Origin of the sequence: Cellulomonas xylanilytica (assembly GCF_007989805.1) — a bacterium.
Classification (GTDB): Bacteria; Actinomycetota; Actinomycetes; order Actinomycetales; family Cellulomonadaceae; genus Cellulomonas; species Cellulomonas xylanilytica.
Genome location: NZ_BJUB01000002.1, coordinates 36037 through 55465, shown reverse-complemented (window position 1 = coordinate 55465; position 19429 = coordinate 36037). Strand labels below are relative to the sequence as shown.

20 protein-coding genes are annotated in these 19429 nt (G+C 75.4%); 13 read left to right on the top strand and 7 right to left on the bottom strand.

Features of this window, described 5'->3' with window-relative positions; all coding sequences use genetic code 11:
- Window positions 1-60 precede the first annotated feature (60 nt).
- Entirely contained in the window at window positions 61-795 is a 735-nt protein-coding gene (locus tag CXY01_RS03110; protein WP_146925616.1) for an IclR family transcriptional regulator, read from the top strand.
- Here CXY01_RS03110 and CXY01_RS03105 read toward each other — a convergent pair.
- Window positions 792-2186, bottom strand: coding sequence for an NAD-dependent malic enzyme (locus tag CXY01_RS03105; protein ID WP_146925615.1), 1395 nt, complete (start codon window positions 2184-2186; stop codon window positions 792-794). The two genes, CXY01_RS03110 and CXY01_RS03105, sit on opposite strands and share 4 nt — an antisense overlap.
- Before the next feature lie 41 nt (window positions 2187-2227).
- On the opposite strand from CXY01_RS03105, the gene CXY01_RS03100 reads away from it, so the two are divergent.
- Entirely contained in the window at window positions 2228-3055 is an 828-nt protein-coding gene (locus tag CXY01_RS03100) for a Fic family protein (protein WP_146925614.1), read from the top strand.
- Window positions 3056-3472: 417 nt separating this feature from the next.
- On the opposite strand, the gene CXY01_RS03095 is transcribed toward CXY01_RS03100, so the two are convergent.
- A complete protein-coding gene (locus tag CXY01_RS03095) occupies window positions 3473-4279 on the bottom strand; it encodes an HAD family hydrolase (protein ID WP_146925613.1) in 807 nt (268 codons plus the stop codon).
- 372 nt (window positions 4280-4651) lie between these two features.
- Here CXY01_RS03095 and ssd point away from each other — a divergent pair, with 372 nt between their 5' ends.
- The 7 genes from ssd (at window position 4652) to CXY01_RS03060 (ending at window position 9828) form a co-directional block, all read left to right on the top strand.
- A complete protein-coding gene (gene ssd, locus CXY01_RS03090; protein ID WP_146925612.1) occupies window positions 4652-5416 on the top strand; it encodes a septum site-determining protein Ssd in 765 nt (254 codons plus the stop codon).
- On the top strand, window positions 5413-6612 hold the full coding sequence (locus CXY01_RS03085) for a TadA family conjugal transfer-associated ATPase (RefSeq protein WP_146925611.1): 1200 nt from the start codon (window positions 5413-5415) through the stop codon (window positions 6610-6612). The genes ssd and CXY01_RS03085 overlap by 4 nt, the downstream gene beginning before the upstream one ends.
- Window positions 6609-7463 (top strand): type II secretion protein F, encoded by an 855-nt coding sequence (locus CXY01_RS03080; RefSeq protein WP_186813279.1) that lies wholly within the window; start codon window positions 6609-6611, stop codon window positions 7461-7463. Before CXY01_RS03085 ends, CXY01_RS03080 begins: the two co-directional genes overlap by 4 nt.
- Before the next feature lie 247 nt (window positions 7464-7710).
- Window positions 7711-8127 carry a type II secretion system F family protein gene (locus tag CXY01_RS03075; protein ID WP_186813278.1) on the top strand — a complete coding sequence of 139 codons (417 nt, stop codon included), beginning with the start codon at window positions 7711-7713 and terminating at the stop codon, window positions 8125-8127.
- A gap of 533 nt (window positions 8128-8660) precedes the next feature.
- Window positions 8661-9032 carry a DUF4244 domain-containing protein gene (locus tag CXY01_RS21125; protein WP_246124993.1) on the top strand — a complete coding sequence of 124 codons (372 nt, stop codon included), beginning with the start codon at window positions 8661-8663 and terminating at the stop codon, window positions 9030-9032.
- On the top strand, window positions 9029-9379 hold the full coding sequence (locus tag CXY01_RS03065; RefSeq protein ID WP_146925609.1) for a TadE family type IV pilus minor pilin: 351 nt from the start codon (window positions 9029-9031) through the stop codon (window positions 9377-9379). The genes CXY01_RS21125 and CXY01_RS03065 overlap by 4 nt, the downstream gene beginning before the upstream one ends.
- A complete protein-coding gene (locus tag CXY01_RS03060) occupies window positions 9376-9828 on the top strand; it encodes an Rv3654c family TadE-like protein (protein WP_246124991.1) in 453 nt (150 codons plus the stop codon). The genes CXY01_RS03065 and CXY01_RS03060 overlap by 4 nt, the downstream gene beginning before the upstream one ends.
- 149 nt (window positions 9829-9977) lie before the next feature.
- Here CXY01_RS03060 and CXY01_RS03055 read toward each other — a convergent pair whose 3' ends face one another.
- Window positions 9978-12587: a DEAD/DEAH box helicase gene (locus CXY01_RS03055; protein ID WP_146926056.1), complete on the bottom strand. Its 2610-nt coding sequence runs from the start codon at window positions 12585-12587 to the stop codon at window positions 9978-9980.
- Between the two features lie 103 nt (window positions 12588-12690).
- Between CXY01_RS03055 and CXY01_RS03050 the strand changes: the two genes are divergently transcribed.
- The 4 genes from CXY01_RS03050 (at window position 12691) to CXY01_RS03035 (ending at window position 15630) form a co-directional block, all read left to right on the top strand.
- A complete protein-coding gene (locus CXY01_RS03050; protein WP_246124990.1) occupies window positions 12691-13464 on the top strand; it encodes a LamB/YcsF family protein in 774 nt (257 codons plus the stop codon).
- 262 nt (window positions 13465-13726) lie between these two features.
- Entirely contained in the window at window positions 13727-14368 is a 642-nt protein-coding gene (locus tag CXY01_RS03045; protein ID WP_146925608.1) for a 5-oxoprolinase subunit B family protein, read from the top strand.
- A gap of 11 nt (window positions 14369-14379) precedes the next feature.
- Window positions 14380-15240 carry a 5-oxoprolinase subunit C family protein gene (locus CXY01_RS03040; RefSeq protein WP_246124987.1) on the top strand — a complete coding sequence of 287 codons (861 nt, stop codon included), beginning with the start codon at window positions 14380-14382 and terminating at the stop codon, window positions 15238-15240.
- Between the two features lie 54 nt (window positions 15241-15294).
- Window positions 15295-15630 (top strand): STAS domain-containing protein, encoded by a 336-nt coding sequence (locus tag CXY01_RS03035; RefSeq protein WP_146925606.1) that lies wholly within the window; start codon window positions 15295-15297, stop codon window positions 15628-15630.
- An 8-nt stretch (window positions 15631-15638) separates the two neighbouring features.
- Here the strand turns inward: CXY01_RS03035 and CXY01_RS03030 are convergent, their stop codons facing one another.
- The 4 genes from CXY01_RS03030 to CXY01_RS03010 are packed head-to-tail and all read right to left on the bottom strand — an operon-like array spanning window position 15639 to window position 19402.
- Window positions 15639-16847, bottom strand: a complete 1209-nt coding sequence (locus CXY01_RS03030; protein ID WP_146925605.1) for a hypothetical protein — start codon at window positions 16845-16847, stop codon at window positions 15639-15641.
- The gene (locus CXY01_RS03025; RefSeq protein WP_146925604.1) at window positions 16844-17383 is read right to left on the bottom strand and encodes an RNA polymerase sigma factor; all 540 of its coding nucleotides are present in this window, start codon (window positions 17381-17383) and stop codon (window positions 16844-16846) included. Before CXY01_RS03025 ends, CXY01_RS03030 begins: the two co-directional genes overlap by 4 nt.
- Window positions 17384-17441: 58 nt before the next feature.
- Window positions 17442-18872 carry a hypothetical protein gene (locus tag CXY01_RS03020; protein ID WP_186813277.1) on the bottom strand — a complete coding sequence of 477 codons (1431 nt, stop codon included), beginning with the start codon at window positions 18870-18872 and terminating at the stop codon, window positions 17442-17444.
- A complete protein-coding gene (locus tag CXY01_RS03010) occupies window positions 18869-19402 on the bottom strand; it encodes an RNA polymerase sigma factor (protein WP_146925601.1) in 534 nt (177 codons plus the stop codon). The genes CXY01_RS03020 and CXY01_RS03010 overlap by 4 nt, the downstream gene beginning before the upstream one ends.
- Window positions 19403-19429 lie beyond the last annotated feature (27 nt).

Genomic DNA, 19429 nt, shown 5'->3' with positions numbered 1-19429 from the left:
CCGCGCGGAACCGGGACTGCGGAGGTGCCGTCGCTGGAATGTGTCTGGTATCCCAGACACATGACCGCCGTCCCCGCCGCCGACGCGACCCTGCGCCTGCTGCAGCACCTCTCGCGCACGGGCCCCCTGCCCTCCGCCGCGCTCGCGATCGCGCTCGACCTGCCGAGGTCGACGACCTACCACCTGCTGACCGTCCTGACGGAGCACGGCTTCGTCGTCCACCTCCCCGAGGAGCACCGCTACGGCCTCGGCCTGAGCGCGTTCGAGCTGGGCTCGGCCTACTCCCGGCAGGCGCCCCTCGCGCGTGCCGCGCGACCGGTGCTCGCGCGCCTCGTGGACCACGTCGGCGAGAGCGCGCACCTGGCCGTCCTGCACGGCCGCGACGTCCTGTACGTCGTCGAGGAACGCGCCGCCGGACGCCCGTCGCTGGTGACGGACGTCGGCGTCCGGCTGCCCGCCCACCTCACGGCGAGCGGACGCGCGATCCTGGCGCTCCTGCCGCCGGCGCAGGTCCGTGCGCTGTTCCCGGGGCGCGACGCCTTCGTCGACCGCACGGGCGTCGGGCCGCGCCGGCTGTCCGAGCTGCGGGCGATCCTCACGGAGGTCCGCCGCGTCGGCTGGGCGTCCGAGCGCGGCGACGTCACGGCCGGGTTCGCGTCCGTCGCGTCCGTCGTGCGCGACCACACCGGGCACCCGATCGCCGGGCTCGCCGTCACCTTCGCCGACGGCGACGTGCCCGACGGGCTGGTCCGGGCGACCCAGCGGGCCGCCCTCGAGCTGGCGCGACGGGTCTAGACCTCGACCGGGGTCTGCGCGGCCTTGGTGACGGCGGCGGCGACGACCGTCGTGACCTCCGGGTTGAACACGCTGGGCACGATGTAGGTCGGGTTGAGCTCGTCGTCCGTGACCACCGACGCCAGGGCGTACGCCGCCGCCAGCAGCATCGCGCTCGTGATCCGGTGCGACTGCGCGTCCAGCAGCCCGCGGAACACGCCCGGGAACGCCAGCACGTTGTTGATCTGGTTGGCGAAGTCCGAGCGGCCCGTGCCGACCACCGCCGCGTGGCGGGCCGCGTCGTCCGGGTCCACCTCGGGGCGGGGGTTGGCCAGCGCGAACACGATCGCGTCCTTCGCCATCGTCGCGACGTCGTCCCCGGTGATCACGTCGGGCGCCGAGACGCCGATGAACACGTCGGCGTCCCTCAGCGCGTCCGGGATGCTGCCCGAGATGCCGCGCGGGTTGGTCATCGACGCCGTCCAGAACATGGACTCGTCCAGCCCCGGCCGGTCGGCGCGCACGACGCCCTGGATGTCCGCGACGACGACGTCCTTCGCACCCGCGGCGAGCAGCAGCTTGAGCACCGCCGTCCCCGCCGCACCCGCGCCGGACAGGACGATCCGCACGGTGGCCAGGTCCTTCTTGACCACCTTGAGCGCGTTGGTCAGCGCGGCGACGACGACGATGGCCGTGCCGTGCTGGTCGTCGTGGAACACCGGGATGTCCAGCCGCTCCCGCAGCCGGCGCTCGATCTCGAAGCACCGCGGCGCCGAGATGTCCTCCAGGTTGATCCCCGCGAACACCGGGGCGATCGCACAGATCGTCTCCACGATCTGGTCCACGTCCGCGGTGTCCAGCGCGATCGGGAACGCGTCGATCCCCGCGAACCGCTTGAACAGCACCGCCTTGCCCTCCATGACCGGCAGGCTGGCCAGCGGGCCGATGTTGCCCAGGCCCAGCACGGCGGTGCCGTCCGTGACCACCGCGATCGTGTTGCGCTTGATGGTCAGCCGGCGGGCGTCCTCCGGGTGGGCCGCGATGGCCTCGCAGACGCGGGCGACCCCCGGCGTGTACGCCATCGACAGGTCGTCGCGGTTGCGCAGCGGCACCTTGGACTCGATCGACAGCTTGCCGCCGATGTGCATGAGGAACGTGCGGTCGGAGACGCGCTCGACCACGACGCCATGCAGCCCCTTGAGGGCCTCGACGATGTCCGCGGCGTGCTGCTCGCCGCGCGTCGCGCACGTGACGTCGACCGTCATCTGCTCGTGGCCCGACGCGGTGACGTCCAGCGCGGTGACGATGCCGCCGGCCTTCTCGATCGCCGTGGTGAGCTCGCTGACGGCGGTCGGACGGGCCTGCACCTCCAGGCGTGCTGTGATGGACGAGGAGACGCTCGGTGACACCATCTGGCCATTGTGGCGTGTCGGGCGCTCATTAGGGTGACGGCGTGACCGACCCTCTCGCCCCGCTGCTCGACCTGCCCGGGGTGGCCGACGCCGTCGACCGTGCCCGGGTCGCGTGCGAGGAGCTGCGCTGGCACGAGGCCTACCGGCGCCGGTGGCGTGAGGTCAGGGCCGAGGCCGGGCTGCGCGCCACCCGCGCGTCCTGCGCGATCGAGGGCGCTCGCGTACCGCTGTCGCTGGTCCGGTCGCTCGCCACGCAGGGTGGCGCGGAGCCCGTCGTCGTCGGTGCGCTGCGCGCGACGGCCCTGGTCGAGCGCTGGATGCCCGCACTCGGCGACCGGGGCGCCGCGACGCTCCCGCCGCTCGGTCAGCTGCTCGCGCAGGTCCACGTCGCCGCGACCGGCGGCTGGCTGCCCGACGCGTCCGTCGGCCGGCTCCGCTCCGCCGAGCAGCCCGGCGACCTGCGCGGCCTCGGCCCGGCACCGGTGGGCGACGAGCTCGCCGCCCGGGTGGAGCTGCTCGGCCGGACCGTCCGGACGTCCACCGCACCGGCGCTCGTCGTGGCGGCCGTCGTGCACGCCGAGCTCCTCACCCTGCGACCGTTCGCCGCGGCCAACGGGGTCGTCGCCCGAGCGGTCGCGCGGCTGCTGCTGACCGCGCGCGGGCTCGACCCCACCGGGTCGCTGGTCACCGAGTCCGCCTGGGCGGCGTCCCTCAACCCGTACCTGGGCGCGGTCGCGGGATTCGCGACCGGGACGCCCGACGGGGTCGGTGCGTGGGTGCGCGGCTACGGGGAGGCCGTCGTCGCGGGGGCCGCCGAGGCGCGCGTCGTCGCGGACGGGGTGCTGGCGGGCTCGCTGCCGACGTCGTGACGTCGGGTCCGTCACCGCTCCACCGCTCCGCGGTGACCACGTTCGTCGTCGGTCAGCGGCACTCGTGGTTGCCGAGCTGGTGGGCCGTCGGTGTCGGTGGTGGCCCACGCCACCGGCGTCGTCGCTCAGCTGCTGCGCCCCGGTGTCACACACGAACGACGGCGCCCCTGGGGGCGCCGTCGCCAACAGCCGATCGGAAGGTGATCAGGCGTGCACCGGTGTCGGTCGCGACGGGACCAGCCCGGTCGACCTGCCCATAGGTGGGCTCTCCTGCGCGTGGGTACCTTCACGGTCATGCAGTTGTGAGACCTGTCGTACCTCACATCCCGCACGAGCGAAACCCATGACGATGACGACGCAGGCCACGCCACGGCGGCCTCCGGATGCTGGGACGGTCGTCCGTGATGCGGGACGCGCTCAGCGGGCCCGACGCCGCCGGTGCACCGCGATCCAGGTCACCACGACACCCAGCACGACGACGGCGACGACACCGGCCGTCGCGATGCGCGCCCGGCGCGGGAACAGCGGCACCGGCCGGACGAACGACAACGTACCCCAGCCCCGCTCGAGGGCGAGCCGGCGCAGCGCCCGGTCCGGGTTCACCGCGAACGCGTGGCCGACCGCCCCCAGCATCGGCGCGTCGGTGATCGAGTCCGAGTACGCGTAGCTGGCCTCCAGGTCGTAGCCCTCGACCTGCGCGATGTCCCGGATGGCCGACGCCTTGTTCTCGCCGTAGGCGTAGAAGTCGATCTCGCCCGTGTACCGGCCGTCGACCACGTTCATGCGGGTCGCGATGACGCGGTCCGCACCGAGGATCGCGGCGATCGGCTCGACCACCTCCGCTCCCGACGCCGAGACCACCACGACGTCCCGGCCGGCGGCGTGGTGCTCGTCGATGAGCGCGACCGCCTCCGCGTACACGGTCGGGTCGATCGACTCGTGCAGCGTCTCCGCCACGATCGAGGACACCAGCGACACGTCCCAGCCCGCGACCATCCGCGACAGCTGAGCCCGCAGCCGCTCCGTCTGGTCCTCGTCCGCGCCGCCGACCAGGTACATGAGCTGCGCGTACGCCGTGCGCAGGACCGAGCGCCGCGTGAGCAGACCCTGCGCCAGGAACGGGCGGGAGAAGGCCGTGGCCGACGACGTCGCGATGATCGTCTTGTCGAGGTCGAAGAAGGCGGCCTCACGCAGCGCGTCGTGCTGCGTCGGGTCCTCGTCCATGCTGCTCCGGGCGTCGTCGTCGATGTCGGCGGTCCCGTGTCCGGGCGCTGTGCGGATCGCCGCGAGCCTAGTGGGCGGGGCCGACAGGGCGGCGCGGAGCCGAGCGACGGAGCGGTCGCGGCGTGCTCGGGCCGACAGGAGGCTGTCGGAGCGCGACGGCGCGGTGGGTTCGCGGGGTGGCCGACAGGGCGCTGCGCGACCGACGGGGTGGTGTCGACGGGCCTCCGCCTCGGGCGCCGAGCCGCCCACAGCCCCGACCGCTGAGGCCCGTGTCCCCAGGCTGACCCGGCGGTCGGCGACTGGTCCGTCGTGCCCGGCAGTGTTCATCGTGCGCCGGCGGTCAGGTCGGGCCACGACGGAGAGGAGCTGCCGATGACCCCCCTCGCCGGTGCGCGTCCCGTCCCCCCGACCTGGCCGTCGGTCGCCTCGTCCCCCCAGCGCGCGCACGTGGTCGGAGTCGTGGCCGGGCGCGGCGGAGCGGGGGCGTCCACCCTCTCCGCGGCCGTCGCCCGGCACCTCGCCCGGCGGACGGCAACCGTCCTGGTCGACCTCGACCGCGCGTCCGCGGGCATCGACGTGCTGCTGGGGCTCGAGGCCGCCGACGGCGTGCGCTGGCCGGACCTGGCGGACGCGCAGGGCGAGGTGTCCGGTGCGGACGTGCTCGCGCTCCTGCCGCGCTGGGGCACGTGCGCGGTGCTGAGCGCGGACCGCGCCCGGCCGGGAGCGCCCGAGCCGGCGGTCGTCGCCGACGTCCTGCACGCGCTGACCGCCGAGGCGGGAGCGCTCGTGCTCGACCTGGACCGTGCCGCCGTGGTCGCGGGCGAGTCCCTGGTGGGCGCGTGCGACGCGGTGCTCGTCGTCGCACCGCTGGACCTGCGCACGGTCGCCGGCATCCTCGCCATGCGCCCCCGTCTCGGCCCGCCCCACGCACCCACGTGGCTGGTCGTGCGCGGCCCGGCGCCCGGCGGCCTCGGCTCGATCGAGCTGTCCGAGGCGGTCGACCTGCCCGTGCTGACGACGCTCCCGCCGGACCGCGGTCTGGTGGGCAGCCTCGAGCGCGGCGGCGTCCCCGGGGCCGGCCGGACGGCCCGCTCGGCGGCTCGCGTCGTCGCAGCGCTGCACCGGAACCTGCCATGAGCACCCTCGTCCGGGGCGTGGGACCGGACTTCCTCGATGCCGTGCGGACGCGGCTCGGCACGCAACCGGCGTCCGACACCTCGCTGGGTGCGGCCATCGAGGCGACGGCCCGGGACGCCGGGACGGTGCTCGGGTCGAGCGCGCTGCGCTCCGTGACCCGCACCATCCGCGACGAGCTCTTCGGCGCTGGTCGGCTGCAGGCGCTCCTCGACGACCCCGACGTCACCGACGTGCTGGTCAACGGTCCGCGTGACGTCTGGGTGGAGCGGGCGGGGCGGCTGAGCCGCGCGGAGGTGGACCTCGGTGGCGCCGACGACGTCCGCGCACTCGCGGTCCGGCTCGCGGCCGCGGGTGGGCAACGGCTCGACGACGCCTCGCCCGCGGTCGACGCGCGGCTCCCGGACGGCACCCGGCTGCACGCCGTGCTGCCACCGGTGGCGGGGGCCTGCGCCCTGATCAGCCTGCGGGTGGTCCGGTCCCGCGCGTTCACCGTGGACCAGCTCGTCGCGTCCGGGACGCTCGCGCCGGCCCTGGTGCCGGTGGTCCGCGCGCTCGTCGCCACGCGGTCCAACCTCCTGATCTCGGGGGCGACCGGGTCGGGCAAGACCACCCTGCTCGCCGCGCTGCTGTCACTGGTTCCGCACGACGAACGGCTCGTGGTCGTCGAGGAGGCCGGGGAGCTCGCGCCCGCGCACCCGCACGTCGTCCGGCTGCTGGCGCGGCACGCGAACGTCGACGGCGCCGGGCGTGTGGACCTGACCGACCTGGTCCGCCACGCGCTCCGCATGCGACCCGATCGGATCGTCCTCGGGGAGTGCCGGGGCGCCGAGGTGCGAGAGGTCCTCGCCGCGCTCAACACCGGGCACGACGGCGGCTGCGCCACGGTGCACGCCAACGCCGCCGCCGACGTGCCTGCGCGGCTCGAGGCGCTCGCGGCGCTGGCCGGGATGTCCCGCGAGGCGCTCGCCGCGCAGGCCGCGAGCGCGTTCGACGCGGTGCTGCACCTGCGGCGGGCCGATCGCCGGTACGTCGCCGAGGTCGGTGTCGTGCGCCGAGGCGCTGCGGGTGGTCTCGAGGTGGCGTGCGCGCTGCGCGTCGACCCGACCGGTGTCACCACGCCCGGGCCGGCCTGGCCCGCGCTCGCGGACCGCCTCGGTCTGCCGGCATCCCGCGCGCAGCTGGAGGCGGGCCGGTGAGTGCTCTGGTGGGGGTGCTCGTGGCGCTGGCGGTCGTCGCGACCGCAGGGACGGGTGGACGTCCGGTCGGCACGAGCGCGCGGCGACGCCCGGTCGACCGCATCGCACGGCCCCGGTCTGCCCCCGACCTGTCGGCGCTCCTGCTCGGGGTCTGCGCTCAGCTCCGTGCCGGGGCCGCGCCCGGCGACGCGTGGTCCCGGGTGCTCGGCACCGTGGCGATCGGGCACGTGCCGACGTCCGGTGCGCTGCTGACCGCGACGTCCCGACCGTCCGGCTCGCTGCTCCGGGGCCGCGGCCCGGCCGGGACGGACACCGACGGTCCGGGACGCTTCACCCTGCGCGCCGGCTCCGGCGTCCGATCGCGCGTCACGTTCGGTGGGCGCTCCGACGACGGCGGTGTGCAGCGCGTGCATGCGGTGCTGGCCGCGGCACGGCTCTCCGACGATCTCGGCGCACCCCTGGCCGGTGTGCTCGAACGGATCGCGTCGGCGGTCGCCGCGGACGAGGAGGCCGACGGTGAACGCCGGGCTGCCCTCGCGGGACCGCGGTCCACCGCGCAGGTGCTCGCCTGGCTGCCGCTGCTCGGGGTGGCGCTCGGGGCCCTGCTCGGCGCGGACCCCGTGGCGGTCGTGCTCTCGGGCGGGATCGGGACGGCGTCGGCGGTGCTCGGTGCCGTGCTGCTGCTCCTGGGCCGCTGGTGGACCGCCGCGCTCCTCGCGCGGGCGGGTCGGGCCGGCGACGACCGACCGGATCGGGCCCGCGCACGCGGGACGCGCACGGGTGGGTCGCACGCCGTGGTGTCCCGAGCCGGCCCCTCGATGACGCGTGCACCTCGAGCGGTCGCATCGTGAGGAGCGGGTCGCGGGTCGGCGCAGATCGACCGGGAGTGCTCAGGGCGCCCGCCGTCCGAGCGGGGATCGTCGTCGCCGGCGGTGCAGTGGACGTCCACCTCCGCGGACGAACGTGACGCCCGGGATGCTCGCGATCCTCGTCGCGCTGTCGTGCGGTGCGGCGTCCAGCCCGTGGTGGTCGAGACGCGTTCCACCCGCCGCGCCGCAGCGGCCTCGGCCCGGCGATCTCGCTCCTGTTCCGGGCGTCATGGACGCCGTGCTGCTGCTCGACCTCCTCGACGTCGCCATCGGCACCGGTGTCTCCCTGCCGCGTGCGCTGTCCGCCGTGGGCGCGGCCGTGGGCGGTCAGCAGGGAGCGGAGCTCGGGAGGGGTGGCACCGCGCTGCTGCTCGGCGCGTCCTGGCAGTCGGCGTGGGCCGAGAGCACGCTGACGGACGTCGTCGGTGCGCTGGAAGCCAGCTGGAGCACCGGCACCGCCCCCGGACCGGCGCTGCGCGGACGGGCGGACCAGCTGCGGCGGGACCGTCGGACCCGCTCCCGCACCGCCGCCGGGGCGCTCGGCGTGCAGCTCGTCCTGCCGCTCGGGCTGTGCTTCCTGCCCGCGTTCGTCCTTCTCGGCCTCGTGCCGATGCTCCTCAGCCTCGCGGGCGACCTGTTCGGCTGACGCGGGCGCCCGAGCTCCATCGACGGTCCACAGCACCCTGCCATCGCCCAGACACGAGACGAGCGCGCGTGTTCCGGGCGCCACGTCGCCGCCAGCGACGCCAGTGCGGAGCCCGTGTCCGAGCGCGGTGCGGTCGCTGGCGCCCAGCCCCAGTGCGCGTGGGCGGGAGCCGCGTTCCCTTCGACTGCGCGGTGCGGTCCCTGGCGCCCAGCCTCAGTGTGCGCAAGCGAGAGCCGCGTTCCCTTTGAAGTCCCAGGGATCGCGCTGGCTTTGGGCGTCGTGCACGGACCTCCGCGCAGCAGCCCCGCCACATCGCCGCGACCTCGTCATTCGACCGCGACGCCTCGCAGCCTCACCGCTTCCGGACGGAGTGCGGACTGCGGACTGCGCACTGTCGATCTCTGGCGAGTCGTCCACAGCCCGGCCGATCGGCAGCCGGCCCACTGATGCTCCCCACCCCGGCCTGCCGGCCGGTGCCGCGGTCGACGCTGGCGGAGCGCCGGACGAGCCGGCGCCACGCGAGAGGAGACGCCATGACGCACCACCCCACGGCTCCGGCGCCGGACCAGACCGGCTCGGACGACGACGACCCGACGCCCAGCGGAGCCGCGGCACGGCCGCACGTGGTCGCGACCGGCGGTCGTGCGCCGGCTCGGACCGCCCGGCCCGACGGCCGGCGGGCGCTGGCCGACCGACGGCGACGGTTGCCGCGCGCGGTCCTCGCCTGGCACGAGCGTGGCCGGCGGACGCGCGCCGACCTGGCCGAGGCGGGGATGGCGACCGCCGAGTACGCCATCGCCACGCTCGCGGCGGTCGGGTTCGCGGGACTGCTGGTGGTGATCCTCAAGGGCAACGAGGTCAAGGGGCTGCTCCTCGGCATCGTCCGCCAGGCGTTGTCGTCGTGACCGTCGCGAGCCGGCGGGACCGCGGCAGCGTCACCGCCGAGCTCGCGGTCGGTCTGCCCGCGGTGGCGATCCTGCTGGTCGCGCTGCTGACGATCGCGTCGTCGGCGATCGCTCAGACGCGGTGCACCGATGCCGCCCGTGCGGGCGCCCGCGCGGCGGCGCTGGGGGAGCGGGACAGCTCGGTGGCGGCGACCGCTCGGCGTCTGGCCGGTGAGGACGCGTCGGTCGCGGTGTCACGCGCCGGGGGGTGGGTCACGGTCGAGGTGTCGGCGGCGGTCGCGTCGGGGTCGTGGGGCAGCTCCGCGCTGCGCGCCCGGGCGAGCGCGGTGTCCCGGGCGGAACCGTGATCGTGCGCCGCTCGGCCGTTGTGCGCGACGACCGTCCTGGCCCGGCACGGGCGGGGGCCGGTCTCGCCGGGGCTCGCCGGATCACCCGGTCGCGGGTCCCGGGAGGTCGCGGCGAGCAGGGCTCGGGCACGGTGCTGCTGCTGGCGCTCGTCGCGGTGGCGCTGGTCGTCGCGGCGATGCTCGGGCTGCTCGCCTCCGCGCAGCTTGCCCGGGGTCGAGCGCAGTCGGCGGCGGACCTGGGTGCGCTCGCGGGTGCCGCCGGACTCCTGGCCGGTCAGGCCCGCGACCCGTGCGCGACCGCCGCGGAGGTCGTCCGCCGCAACGGCGGGAGGCTGTCGTCCTGCACGGACGAGGGCGCAGGGGTGCTGACGGTGCGGGTGGCCGTGCAGGGTGCGGCCGGCACGGCGACAGCCTCGGCGCGTGCCGGCCCGGCGTCGGCGCGCGAGTGACGACGGCGGTGACGGCTCGAGCTCGACGGGCGCGCGACACCTGGACCCGTCCGGTCCCGAGTCGAGTTGAGCCGCCGCTCAGCGGCGCGGAGGGCGGCGGGCGTGCGCCGAGCCGACCGGTCGGTCTCGAGCCGAGCCGGTGCGACCGCTCAGGCGGCGGGCGCGTGGGCGAGGACCGCGGTGAGCAGCCGGATCGCTGCGGCCTTGTCCAGGGGGTTGTTCGCGTTGCCGCACTTCGGCGACTGCACGCACGCGGGGCACCCGGCGAAGCACCGGCACGCGGCGATCGCGTCACGCGTGGCCCGCAGCCAGGTGGCGCCGAGCGTGAAGCCGCGTTCCGCGAAGCCGGCACCGCCGGGGTAGGCGTCGTGCACGAAGACGGTGGCCTGCTCGGTGTCGACGTGCAGCGCGGTCGAGAGCCCGCCGAGGTCCCACCGGTCGCAGGTCGCGAGCAGGGGGAGGAGGCCGATGGAGGCGTGCTCGGCGGCGTGCAGGGCGCCGGGAGTGGCTTCGACGGTGACCCCGGCGGCGAGCAGGACCTCGGCGGGGGCGGTCCACCAGACGGCGGTCGTGCGCAGGGTGCGGGCGGGCAGGTCGAGCTCCTCGGTGCCGAGCACCTGCAGGTCGGGGATGCGTTTGCGCTGGTAGCCCAGGACCTGGGTGGTCACGTCGACCGACCCGAAGCCCCACGTGACGGGTCCCCACGGCACCTCGGCGTCGACGGACTGGATCTCGGTCGTCGTGACCCAGCGCGCCCAGGTGCCGTAGTCGACGTCACGACGGGTCACCAGGGCGACGCCGTCCTCGAGCCCGAGCTCGTCCACGACGAACGAGGCGCCCTGGTGCACGTAGACGGCGCCGTCGTGGACGGTCGAGTCGGCGGAGGCGGCGTCGACCGTCCCGAGGAGCCGGCCGGTGGCGGACTCGACCACCCGGACGGGGTCACCGCCGGAACCGCGCAGGTCGGTGAGGCGGCTGGCCTGCTCGTTGTGGGTCCAGTACCAGCCGGACGGCCGCCGGCGCAGGGTCCCGCGCTCGACCAGCTCGGCGAGCAGGTCGGCGGTGTGGGCCCCGAACAGGTCCAGCTCCTCGGACCGCAGGGGGAGCTCGGCCGCAGCGGCGCACAGGTGCGGCGCCAGCACGTACGGGTTGGTGGTGTCGAAGACGGTCGCCTCGACGGGTGCGTCGAAGACCGCCTCGGGGTGGTGCACGAGGAACGTGTCGAGGGGGTCCTCGCGGGCGACCAGGACGACGAGCCCGTCGGTGCCCGCGCGCCCGGCGCGACCCGCCTGCTGCCAGAGCGAGACGCGGGTGCCGGGCCAGCCAGCGATGAGGACGGCGTCCAGCCCGGAGATGTCGACACCCAGCTCGAGGGCGTTGGTCGTCGCGAGAGCGCGCAGCGCACCCGAGCGGATCGCTGCCTCCAGGGCGCGGCGCTCCTCCGGCAGGTACCCGCCGCGGTAGGCCTGCACGGACGTCGCGAACGTCGGGTCGATCTCCAGCAGGTGCGCCCGGGTGGTCGCCGCGACGGACTCGGCACCGCGCCGCGAGCGTGTGAAGGCGAGCGACCGTGCGCCCGCGGCGGTGAGGTCGGCCAACAGGTCGGCGATCTCGGCGGTCGCGGTGCGTCGCGGCCGGTCCGAGGGCTCCGCGACGACCCGCTCGCCCGTGCCGAGCGGCCCGGACCCCTCACCGGTGCCTGCGAGAGGAGGGCCGAGATCCGTCGCGAGCGGGTTCGGCCTGTCGCCCATCCCCGGGAGCGCCCCGGCGAGGAGCTCGGACAGGGCGACCGGGTCCTGGGCACCGGGCGACGGCCCCACCGGGCTCGCGACCGTCCCCCAGACGTCGTCCGGAGCCGGGGGGCTGGGGTCGTCCGCGCTGCGGGTCACGTGGCGTGGCAGCGCCAGCGGGGCGGCCCACGGGTCGTCCTCGGGCAGGAGCGCGGACCACGGGGCGTCGGAGCCGGGCAGCTCGGGCGGCTGCCACAGGACGAACGTCTTGCGACCGGCAGGGGAGGCGTCGGCGGTGACCGCCGTGACCTCGGACGGGTCGACGCCGATGAGCCGGGCGGCGCTCGCGGCGGGGTCGGAGGTGGTGGCAGACGCGAGCAGGAAGGTCGGGGTCGCACCGTAGGACGCGGCGAGCCGCCGCAGCCGCCGCAGCACCAGGCCCACGTGCGCACCGAAGACGCCGCGGAACGCGTGGCACTCGTCGACGACCACGTACCGCAGCGAGCCGAGCAGCCGCGCCCACCGCCGGTGCTGCGGCAGGAGCGCGAAGTGCAGGAAGTCGGGGTTGGTCAGGACGACGTCCGCGTGCTCCTGCACCCAGCGGCGTTCCTCCAGCGACGTGTCGCCGTCGCAGGTGGAGACCCGCACGTCACGGGTCCGGCCGGCCACGAGGAGCCGGTCGAGGGCGGCGAGCTGGTCGGCGGCGAGCGCCTTCGTCGGGCACAGGTAGAGGGTCGTCGCGCGACGGGTCACCGTCTCGATCCGGCCGGGGTCGAGGAGCGACCGTGCGCTCGCGGCTCGGGCGGTGGAGAGCGCCGGCAGCCAGAACGCGAGGGACTTGCCGGAGCCGGTCGAGGTGGCCAGCACGGTGTGCCGTCCGGACCACGCCGAGTCGGCGGCCTCGACCTGGTGGAGCCAGGGGCGGTCGACCCCCAGGGCGCGGTACCCCTGCACCAGGTCGGCGTCCGCCCACGACGGCCAGTCCGCCTGCGTGCCTGGCCGCGCGGGCAGGTGCCGGACATGGGTCATGCGGTCCGAGCGACCCCCGGCGGCGAGCAGCACGTCGAGCAGCGCACCGGGTTCCACCACCCGTCCATCCTCCCACCGCGCGCGGGTCGGGCAGGATCGGGGGATGACTGGACGGATGGGGGCGAGGATCGACCTCAACTGCGATCTCGGTGAGGAGCTCGACGCGTGGGAGGCCGGCGTGGACGGCCTCGACACGATGCTGCTCGACGTCGTGACCAGCGCCAACGTCGCGTGCGGGTTCCACGCGGGCGACGAGCGGATCATGGCGTCGGTCTGCCGGGCGGCGTCGGCGCGCGGCGTCGCCGTGGGCGCGCACGTCTCGTACCTGGACCGGGAGAACTTCGGCCGCCGGTTCCTCGACGTGCCCGCGGACGTGCTGACGGCGCAGGTGGCCGAGCAGATCGAGACCCTGCAGGCGGTCGCTCTCCGGGAGGGTGCGCGCGTGGCGTACGTGAAGCCGCACGGCGCGCTGTACAACGCTGTCGTCCACCACGAGGAGCACGCCCGGGCGGTCGTCGCCGCGATCACGGACCTGCCGGTGCTGGGCCTCCCGGGGTCGGCCGTGCTGGCCGCGGCGAGCGTGCGCGGCCTCCGCGCCGTCCCGGAGGCCTTCGCCGACCGCGGCTACCGCGCCGACGGGACCCTGGTGCCGCGCTCGGAGCCGGGCGCGCTCGTCACCGACGCCGCCGAGGTCGCTGCCCTGGTCCTCCGGTTGGCCACGGACGGCGTGGTCCGCGCGGTCGACGGCACCGAGGTCACCGTCGCGGCCGAGTCCGTGTGCGTGCACTCCGACACGCCCGGCGCCGCCGCGCTCGCCCGTACGGTCCGAGCAGCCCTGGTCGCGCACGGCGTCATGCTCGCGCCCTTCGCGGGCTGACCTACCCACGTCGGCGAGCACGGGACGACCGGCTGGCGGTTCGCCCGTGCATGACGCGACGGTCGTGCCTGCACGCCCTGACGGCCGGCGCGCCGGACCATGCACCCGACGACACGGCGTGCTCGTCCGTCATGGTCGGTGTCGGGCCCATCGGCCGGCACGGACCGAGAGCGATGCGGGCATCGGCCTGCCCGTGGACGCCACGGGCGTCGCTCAGCTGCGGGAGAAGCTCACCGTGCCGTAGGTCCGGCAGGATCGGCGCATGACCGACGCACGTGCGCCGCGGGTGGTGCCCTACGGGGACGACGCCGTCCTCGTGGAGCTCGCCGGGCTGGCGGAGGTCCGCGCGCTGGACGACGCGGTCCGGGCCGCGCGCGCGTGGGACCCGGACGCGGCGGTCGTCGTCGACCAGGTCCCGGCCGCGCGGACGCTGCTGCTGCGGGTGCGCGAGGGCGCGGACCCGCGTGGGTTGCCGGTGGAGCGCTGGTGGGCGGGACGGTCCGCTCCCGCCGCGGAGGCGGAGCGCCCGGAGGTGGTGCTCGCGGTCGACTACGACGGGCCGGACCTGGCGGAGGTCGCCCGGCTGACCAGGCTGACTGCCGACGAGGTCGTCGCCCGGCACACCGGTGCGCGGTACACGGTGGCGTTCGGGGGGTTCATGGCCGGGTTCGCGTACCTGGTCGGGCTGGACCCGGCGCTGCGGGTGCCGCGGCTGGACAGCCCGCGCGAGCGCGTGCCGGCCGGGTCCGTGGCGATCGCCGACGAGTTCAGCGCGGTGTACCCGGCGGCGACCCCGGGTGGGTGGCGGCTGCTGGGCCGGTGCGAGGAGACCCTCTTCGACGTCGACCGCGACCCCCCGGCGCTCCTGCAGCCCGGCACGCGCGTGCGGTTCACGTCGTCATGACGAGCGGTGCGGTGACGGCGCTGGAGGTGCTCGACCCCGGGCTCCTGACGCTGGTGGAGGACCTGGGCCGGCCCGGCTGGGCGCACGTCGGGGTCGGCCGTGCGGGGGCGGCCGACGCGGCGGCGCTGCGGCTGGCCAACCGGCTGGTGGCCAACGACGAGGGTGCCGCGGGGCTGGAGGTGCTGCTCGGCGGCCTGCGCGTGCGCGCGGTCGGGGACGTGACGGTGGCGATCGCGGGTGCACCGGGGCCGGCGTGGCTGGACGACCGGCCGGTCGGGCGCGCGGCGGTGCTGGAGATCCGCTCGGGGACCGTGCTGCGGCTCGGCCCCGTGACGTCGGGGCTGCGGGCGTACGTCGCGGTCCGGGGCGGGATCGACGTGCCGGCCGTGCTGGGCTCCCGGTCGACGGACCAGCTGGCGGGTGTCGGACCGGAGCCGGTGCGGACGGGCGACGTGCTGGCGGTCGGGCCGGCGCCTCGGAGCTGGCCGGTGGTGGACCTCGCGCCGCTGCGGGAGCCGCCGAGCCGGGTGGAGCTGCCGGTGGTGGCGGGACCGCACGCGGACTGGTTCGAGGACGTGCTGGCGGGATTGCGGGCGGGTGAGTGGCACGTCACCCCGGCGACCAACCGGGTGGCGGTCCGGCTCACCGGTCCGGCGCTGACCCGCACGGCCGCCGCGACCGGACGCGAGCTGCCGTCGGAGGGACTGGTGCCCGGCGCCGTGCAGGTGCCGCCCGATGGCCAGCCCGTCGTGTTCGGCGTCGACCACCCGGTCACGGGCGGGTACCCGGTGGTCGCTGTGCTCCGGCGGTACGCGCACGGTCGGCTGGCCCAGGTGCGGCCTGGGGACCGGGTGTCGTTCGTCCGCGGCTGAGGTCCTCGTCGACCGGCCGTGCGTCTGTTTGAATGCTCGCGGGAAGGAGGGCCGATGGACGTGCGTGTGACCAGCCGGGACGTCGGTCCCCGGACCGTCGTGGAGGTGGACGGCGAGATCGACGTGTCGTCCGCCGACGCGCTGCGCGACGAGGTCTCCCTGCTGCTCGACCGGGACCGGACGGATCTGGTGATCGACCTCCGGGCGGTCCGGTTCATGGACTCGACCGGCCTCGGCGTGCTCGTCGGCACCCTGAAGAAGGTCCGCCTGGCGGGCGGTCAGCTGCAGCTCGTGATCGACTCCGAGCGGCTGCTCAAGGTCTTCCGGATCACCGCGCTGCTCCAGGTGTTCACCGTGCACGACACCGTCGAGGCGGCGCTGGACGCCTGACCGGGGCGTCAGCCCGGGAGGATCGAGTAGACGACCGTCGGCTCTCCGTCCTCCGACGTCGACGCTGCGACGCCGACCTCCCACCCGGCCACGTCGAGGGAGATGCCGCGCGGGAGCGACAGCGCCGAGGTGGTCGGCAGGTCGTCGCGGAGCAGTCGGGCGGCCTCCATGGCGGCGTCGTCCCCGTCGACAGCGATCTGGACGACCCACCCCTCGCCGCTCGATCCACCCGTCGGCGTGACCGAGACCAGCCGCCCGCCGATGAGAGGGATGTCGTCGACCGGGAAGCCCTCGGGGAGGCCGGTCGGTGCCGGTGGCATCTCGAGCAGGGTCAGGGACCACGGGCCTGCCGCGGCGCGCTCGCCGTCCTCGGTGTAGCTCACGTAGACGGAGTACTCGCCCGCGGGCAGCGGCACGCCGCCGGGGTCGGCGTCCGTCGCGCAGGTGCTGAGCTCCGTGCTCGTCATGCTCATGGCCGTGGAACGGTCGAGCGACGAGATCCACGAGTACCGCGGGTCCGGCGACGGGTCCGCGTCGGACGCCACGACCGTGCCGTCGCGGGTGATCAGGATGTGGCTGTCGAGCTCGTCGCCGACGCCGGAGATCGGGTCCGACGTCTGCGCGGACTCGAGCTGTCGGCGCGCGACGTCCACGCCACGGTCCAGTGCGTCGAGCTGGCCTGCGGTGAGCGAGGCGGCGCCGGGAGCCGCCAGCCTGCTCGCGCGACGCGCCTCCGCCTCGGCGAGCGCCTCCTGCGCGCCGCGCACCAGGTCGGCGACCGCGGCGTCCCGAGCCCCCGGCGACAGCTCGCGGACGAGCGTCGGGCCCATGGTGCGCCCGACCAGGGCTCCCAGGTCCGTGCCCTGCGGAGGGACGGGGGCGTCCTCGTCCATGTACCAGGCGCCGTCCGTCGACGGCGGCAGCAGACCGACACGACCGGGAGCGGCCGTCGGCAGGAGACCGATGTCCGAGCCGCACGTCCCCGGCTCGGCGTCGGCCGACGCCGCGGGGAGCACGGACAGAGGATCCCGCCCTCCGACGTACACGGCGCCGAACGCCACGGCACCGACGGCACCGACGGCCACCCCGCCACGCACCCCCGCGCGGACGGTCCGGCGCCGCCGGATGCGGCCGGTGAGGGTCAGCACGTCGAACGGGGAGTCGTCGGGGCCGGTGTCGACGGCGTCGTGCAGGGCGCGGGTCAGGTCGGGGCTCATCGGGTCACTCCTGTCGGGACCAGCTGGATGTCGATGGTGTGCGCGTCGGGCAGCGGCCCCAGCAGGGACTCGAGCTGGCCGATCGCGTCGAAGAGGTAGCGCTTGACGGTGCCGTCGGACAGCGCGAGCCGGCGGGCGATCTCGGGGACCGTGAGGTCGTCGTAGAACCGGAGCACCACGCACGCCCGCAGCCGGGGACGCAGCGTGAGCAGGGCGGTCTGCACGTCGAGCCGGGCCGTGCTGGCAGGTCCGTGGTCGGCGGTGTCGTCCTCCCGCGCGAGCAGGTGGCGGACCGCCGTCCACCGGGCCTTGCGGCGGTAGGCGTCCAGGAAGATCGAGAGGATCGCCTGCCGCACGTACGACTCCGCGGCGCCCGGGTCGCGGAGGGTGCGACCCTGGCTGAAGCAGCGCACCAGCGCGTCCTGGACCAGGTCCTCACCCTCGCGCTCGTCGCCCGTGAGCAGCGTCGCGTACCGCACGAGCGCGCGCCCCCGAACCCGTACGAGCTCGTCCAGAACCTGTTCCCAGGCCGTCATGCCACCTCCCGAGTGGTGCCGTCATCTTCCTGGACGACCGGGAGGGGCGAACCGTTGGTCAGGTGAGGGTCACCGGGATGGGGGAACCGAGCGTGACCGAGTAGATGTCGTCCGGGCGGAGCATCTCCACCGTCCCGGTGCCGGTCCGAGCGACCGGGTCCGAGAAGGCCCAGGCGGGATAGACCGTGTACTCGCCGGCCGGCAACGGGTCCCCGGTGCTCAGCGGGTAGCCGCTCTCCGTCACGCACGACGTCAGGACCAGACCCCACTCGCTGAAGACGAGCGGTGCACCGGATCCCACGTCGTACTGGCTGAAGGCGTCGTTGGCCACCACGGTCACACCCACGACGACGCCGTCCTGCACGACCCAGTAGTCGATCCGCTCGTAGCCGTAGAAGCGCAGGCGATCGGGTCCGGTGTACTGGACGGTCGCCGTCACGGCCAGGGGCTCGCCGGAGGCCAGAGTGGTCGCGACGGGCGTCACCTGCAGGTCGAGCATCGCTCCGCGCAGCGGTGCGACCGGCGCGGGGGCGCCGCAGGCGGGCGGGGCGGCGAACGTCGTGGTGTCCAGCGGCACGTCGGCGCCGGGCAGCGGCTGCTGCGTCTCGGCCTCGCCGGTCACCGTCACGGTCGTGGGCTCGCCGACCGCGGTCGCGGGGGTGCCACCCAGTGCGGCGGCCTGCTCGAAGGTGAGGGAGTCCTGGAACAGCTCGGCAGGCGCCTCCGGGAGGCCGTCGTACGTGACGATGCTCGCCCACGGACGCAGCTCGTAGGTCCCGGCCGGCAGCGGCCGTCCCGCGGTGACCGGGCCGCCGTCGCCGGGGTCGCACACCGTGAGCCCGAGCAGGCTGGTGAAGAACGTGACCTCGCCGTCGTTCCCGCTGCGACCGGCCGTCACGTCACCGGCGACCTCCGAGAAGCTCGCGGTGCCGACGACGACGCCGTCCTTGACCACCGCCACGCTCGGTCCGTCGTCGGGCACGGCGTACGCGAGGTAGGTCTCGAAGGGCATCGGCCGCTCGATGACACCGCCGGCCGAGACGAACCCGCCCGCAGAGAGCGTGTCGGTGGCCGGTGTGATCCGCACGTCCACCCGGTCGTCGACCGGGTAGGCCGGTGCCGCGTCCGCCAGGGACCCGCACGCGCCGAACGGCAGCGAGGGGTTGCCCGGGGGGAGGACGACGGGCGCCAGCGTCGGCGTCGGTGTCGGTGTCTCGGTGGGCGTGGGCGTCGGCGAGGTGGTGACGGTCGGTGTCGGCGTCTCGGCCGGGGGGACCGGCGTGAGGTTGGGCAGCACGGCGAACGCGGTGCCGGCGACGGCGACGACCGCCGCCGCTGCGCCCGCGGCCACCAGGGCGCCCCGCGTGCGGCGGCCCCGTCGGGCGCGGGCCGTGATCAGGTCGACGGGCAGCGGTGCCCGGCGGGAGCGGTGGCTCTGCTCGGCGCGTGCTGCCAGCTCCTCCAGAGCCGACTCGAGGTCGCGGTTCATCGCGCGCCTCCCTTCGTGATCGTGGCGACGTCCTCGGCGGCCAGGCCAGGCTGCGGGCCGAGCAGCGGCTCCAGCTTGTGGCGGGCGTCGGACAGGTAGCGCTTCACGGCGCCGGCGGAGATGTCGAGCCGCAGACCGATCTCGGGCAGCGTGAGGTCGTCGTAGAACCGCAGGACGACGCACGCGCGCTCGCGGGGCGACAGGGTGGTCAGCGCACGGGCGACGTCGGCGCGGTCGCCCGCCACCGAGGCCTCGTCGTCGACCGCCTCGGGCGTCGCGACCAACGGCGTGACGGCCGCGAAGCGGGTCTTCGCCCGGTACCCGTCGAGGAAGGTGTGCAGGATGGTCCGCCGCACGTAGGCCTCGACCCACGTGATCTCCTCGGGCCGGCGCCGTGAGTAGGTGCGCACGAGAGCGTCCTGCACCAGGTCCTCGGCCGACGCCATGTCCCCGACCAGCAGGTACGCGTACGCGACCAGCGCCGGACCGCGGTCGGTGACCAGTCGGTCGAGATCCGCCTCCCAGCTCATCGTGGTTCCCCTCGGTCGGTCCGGAAA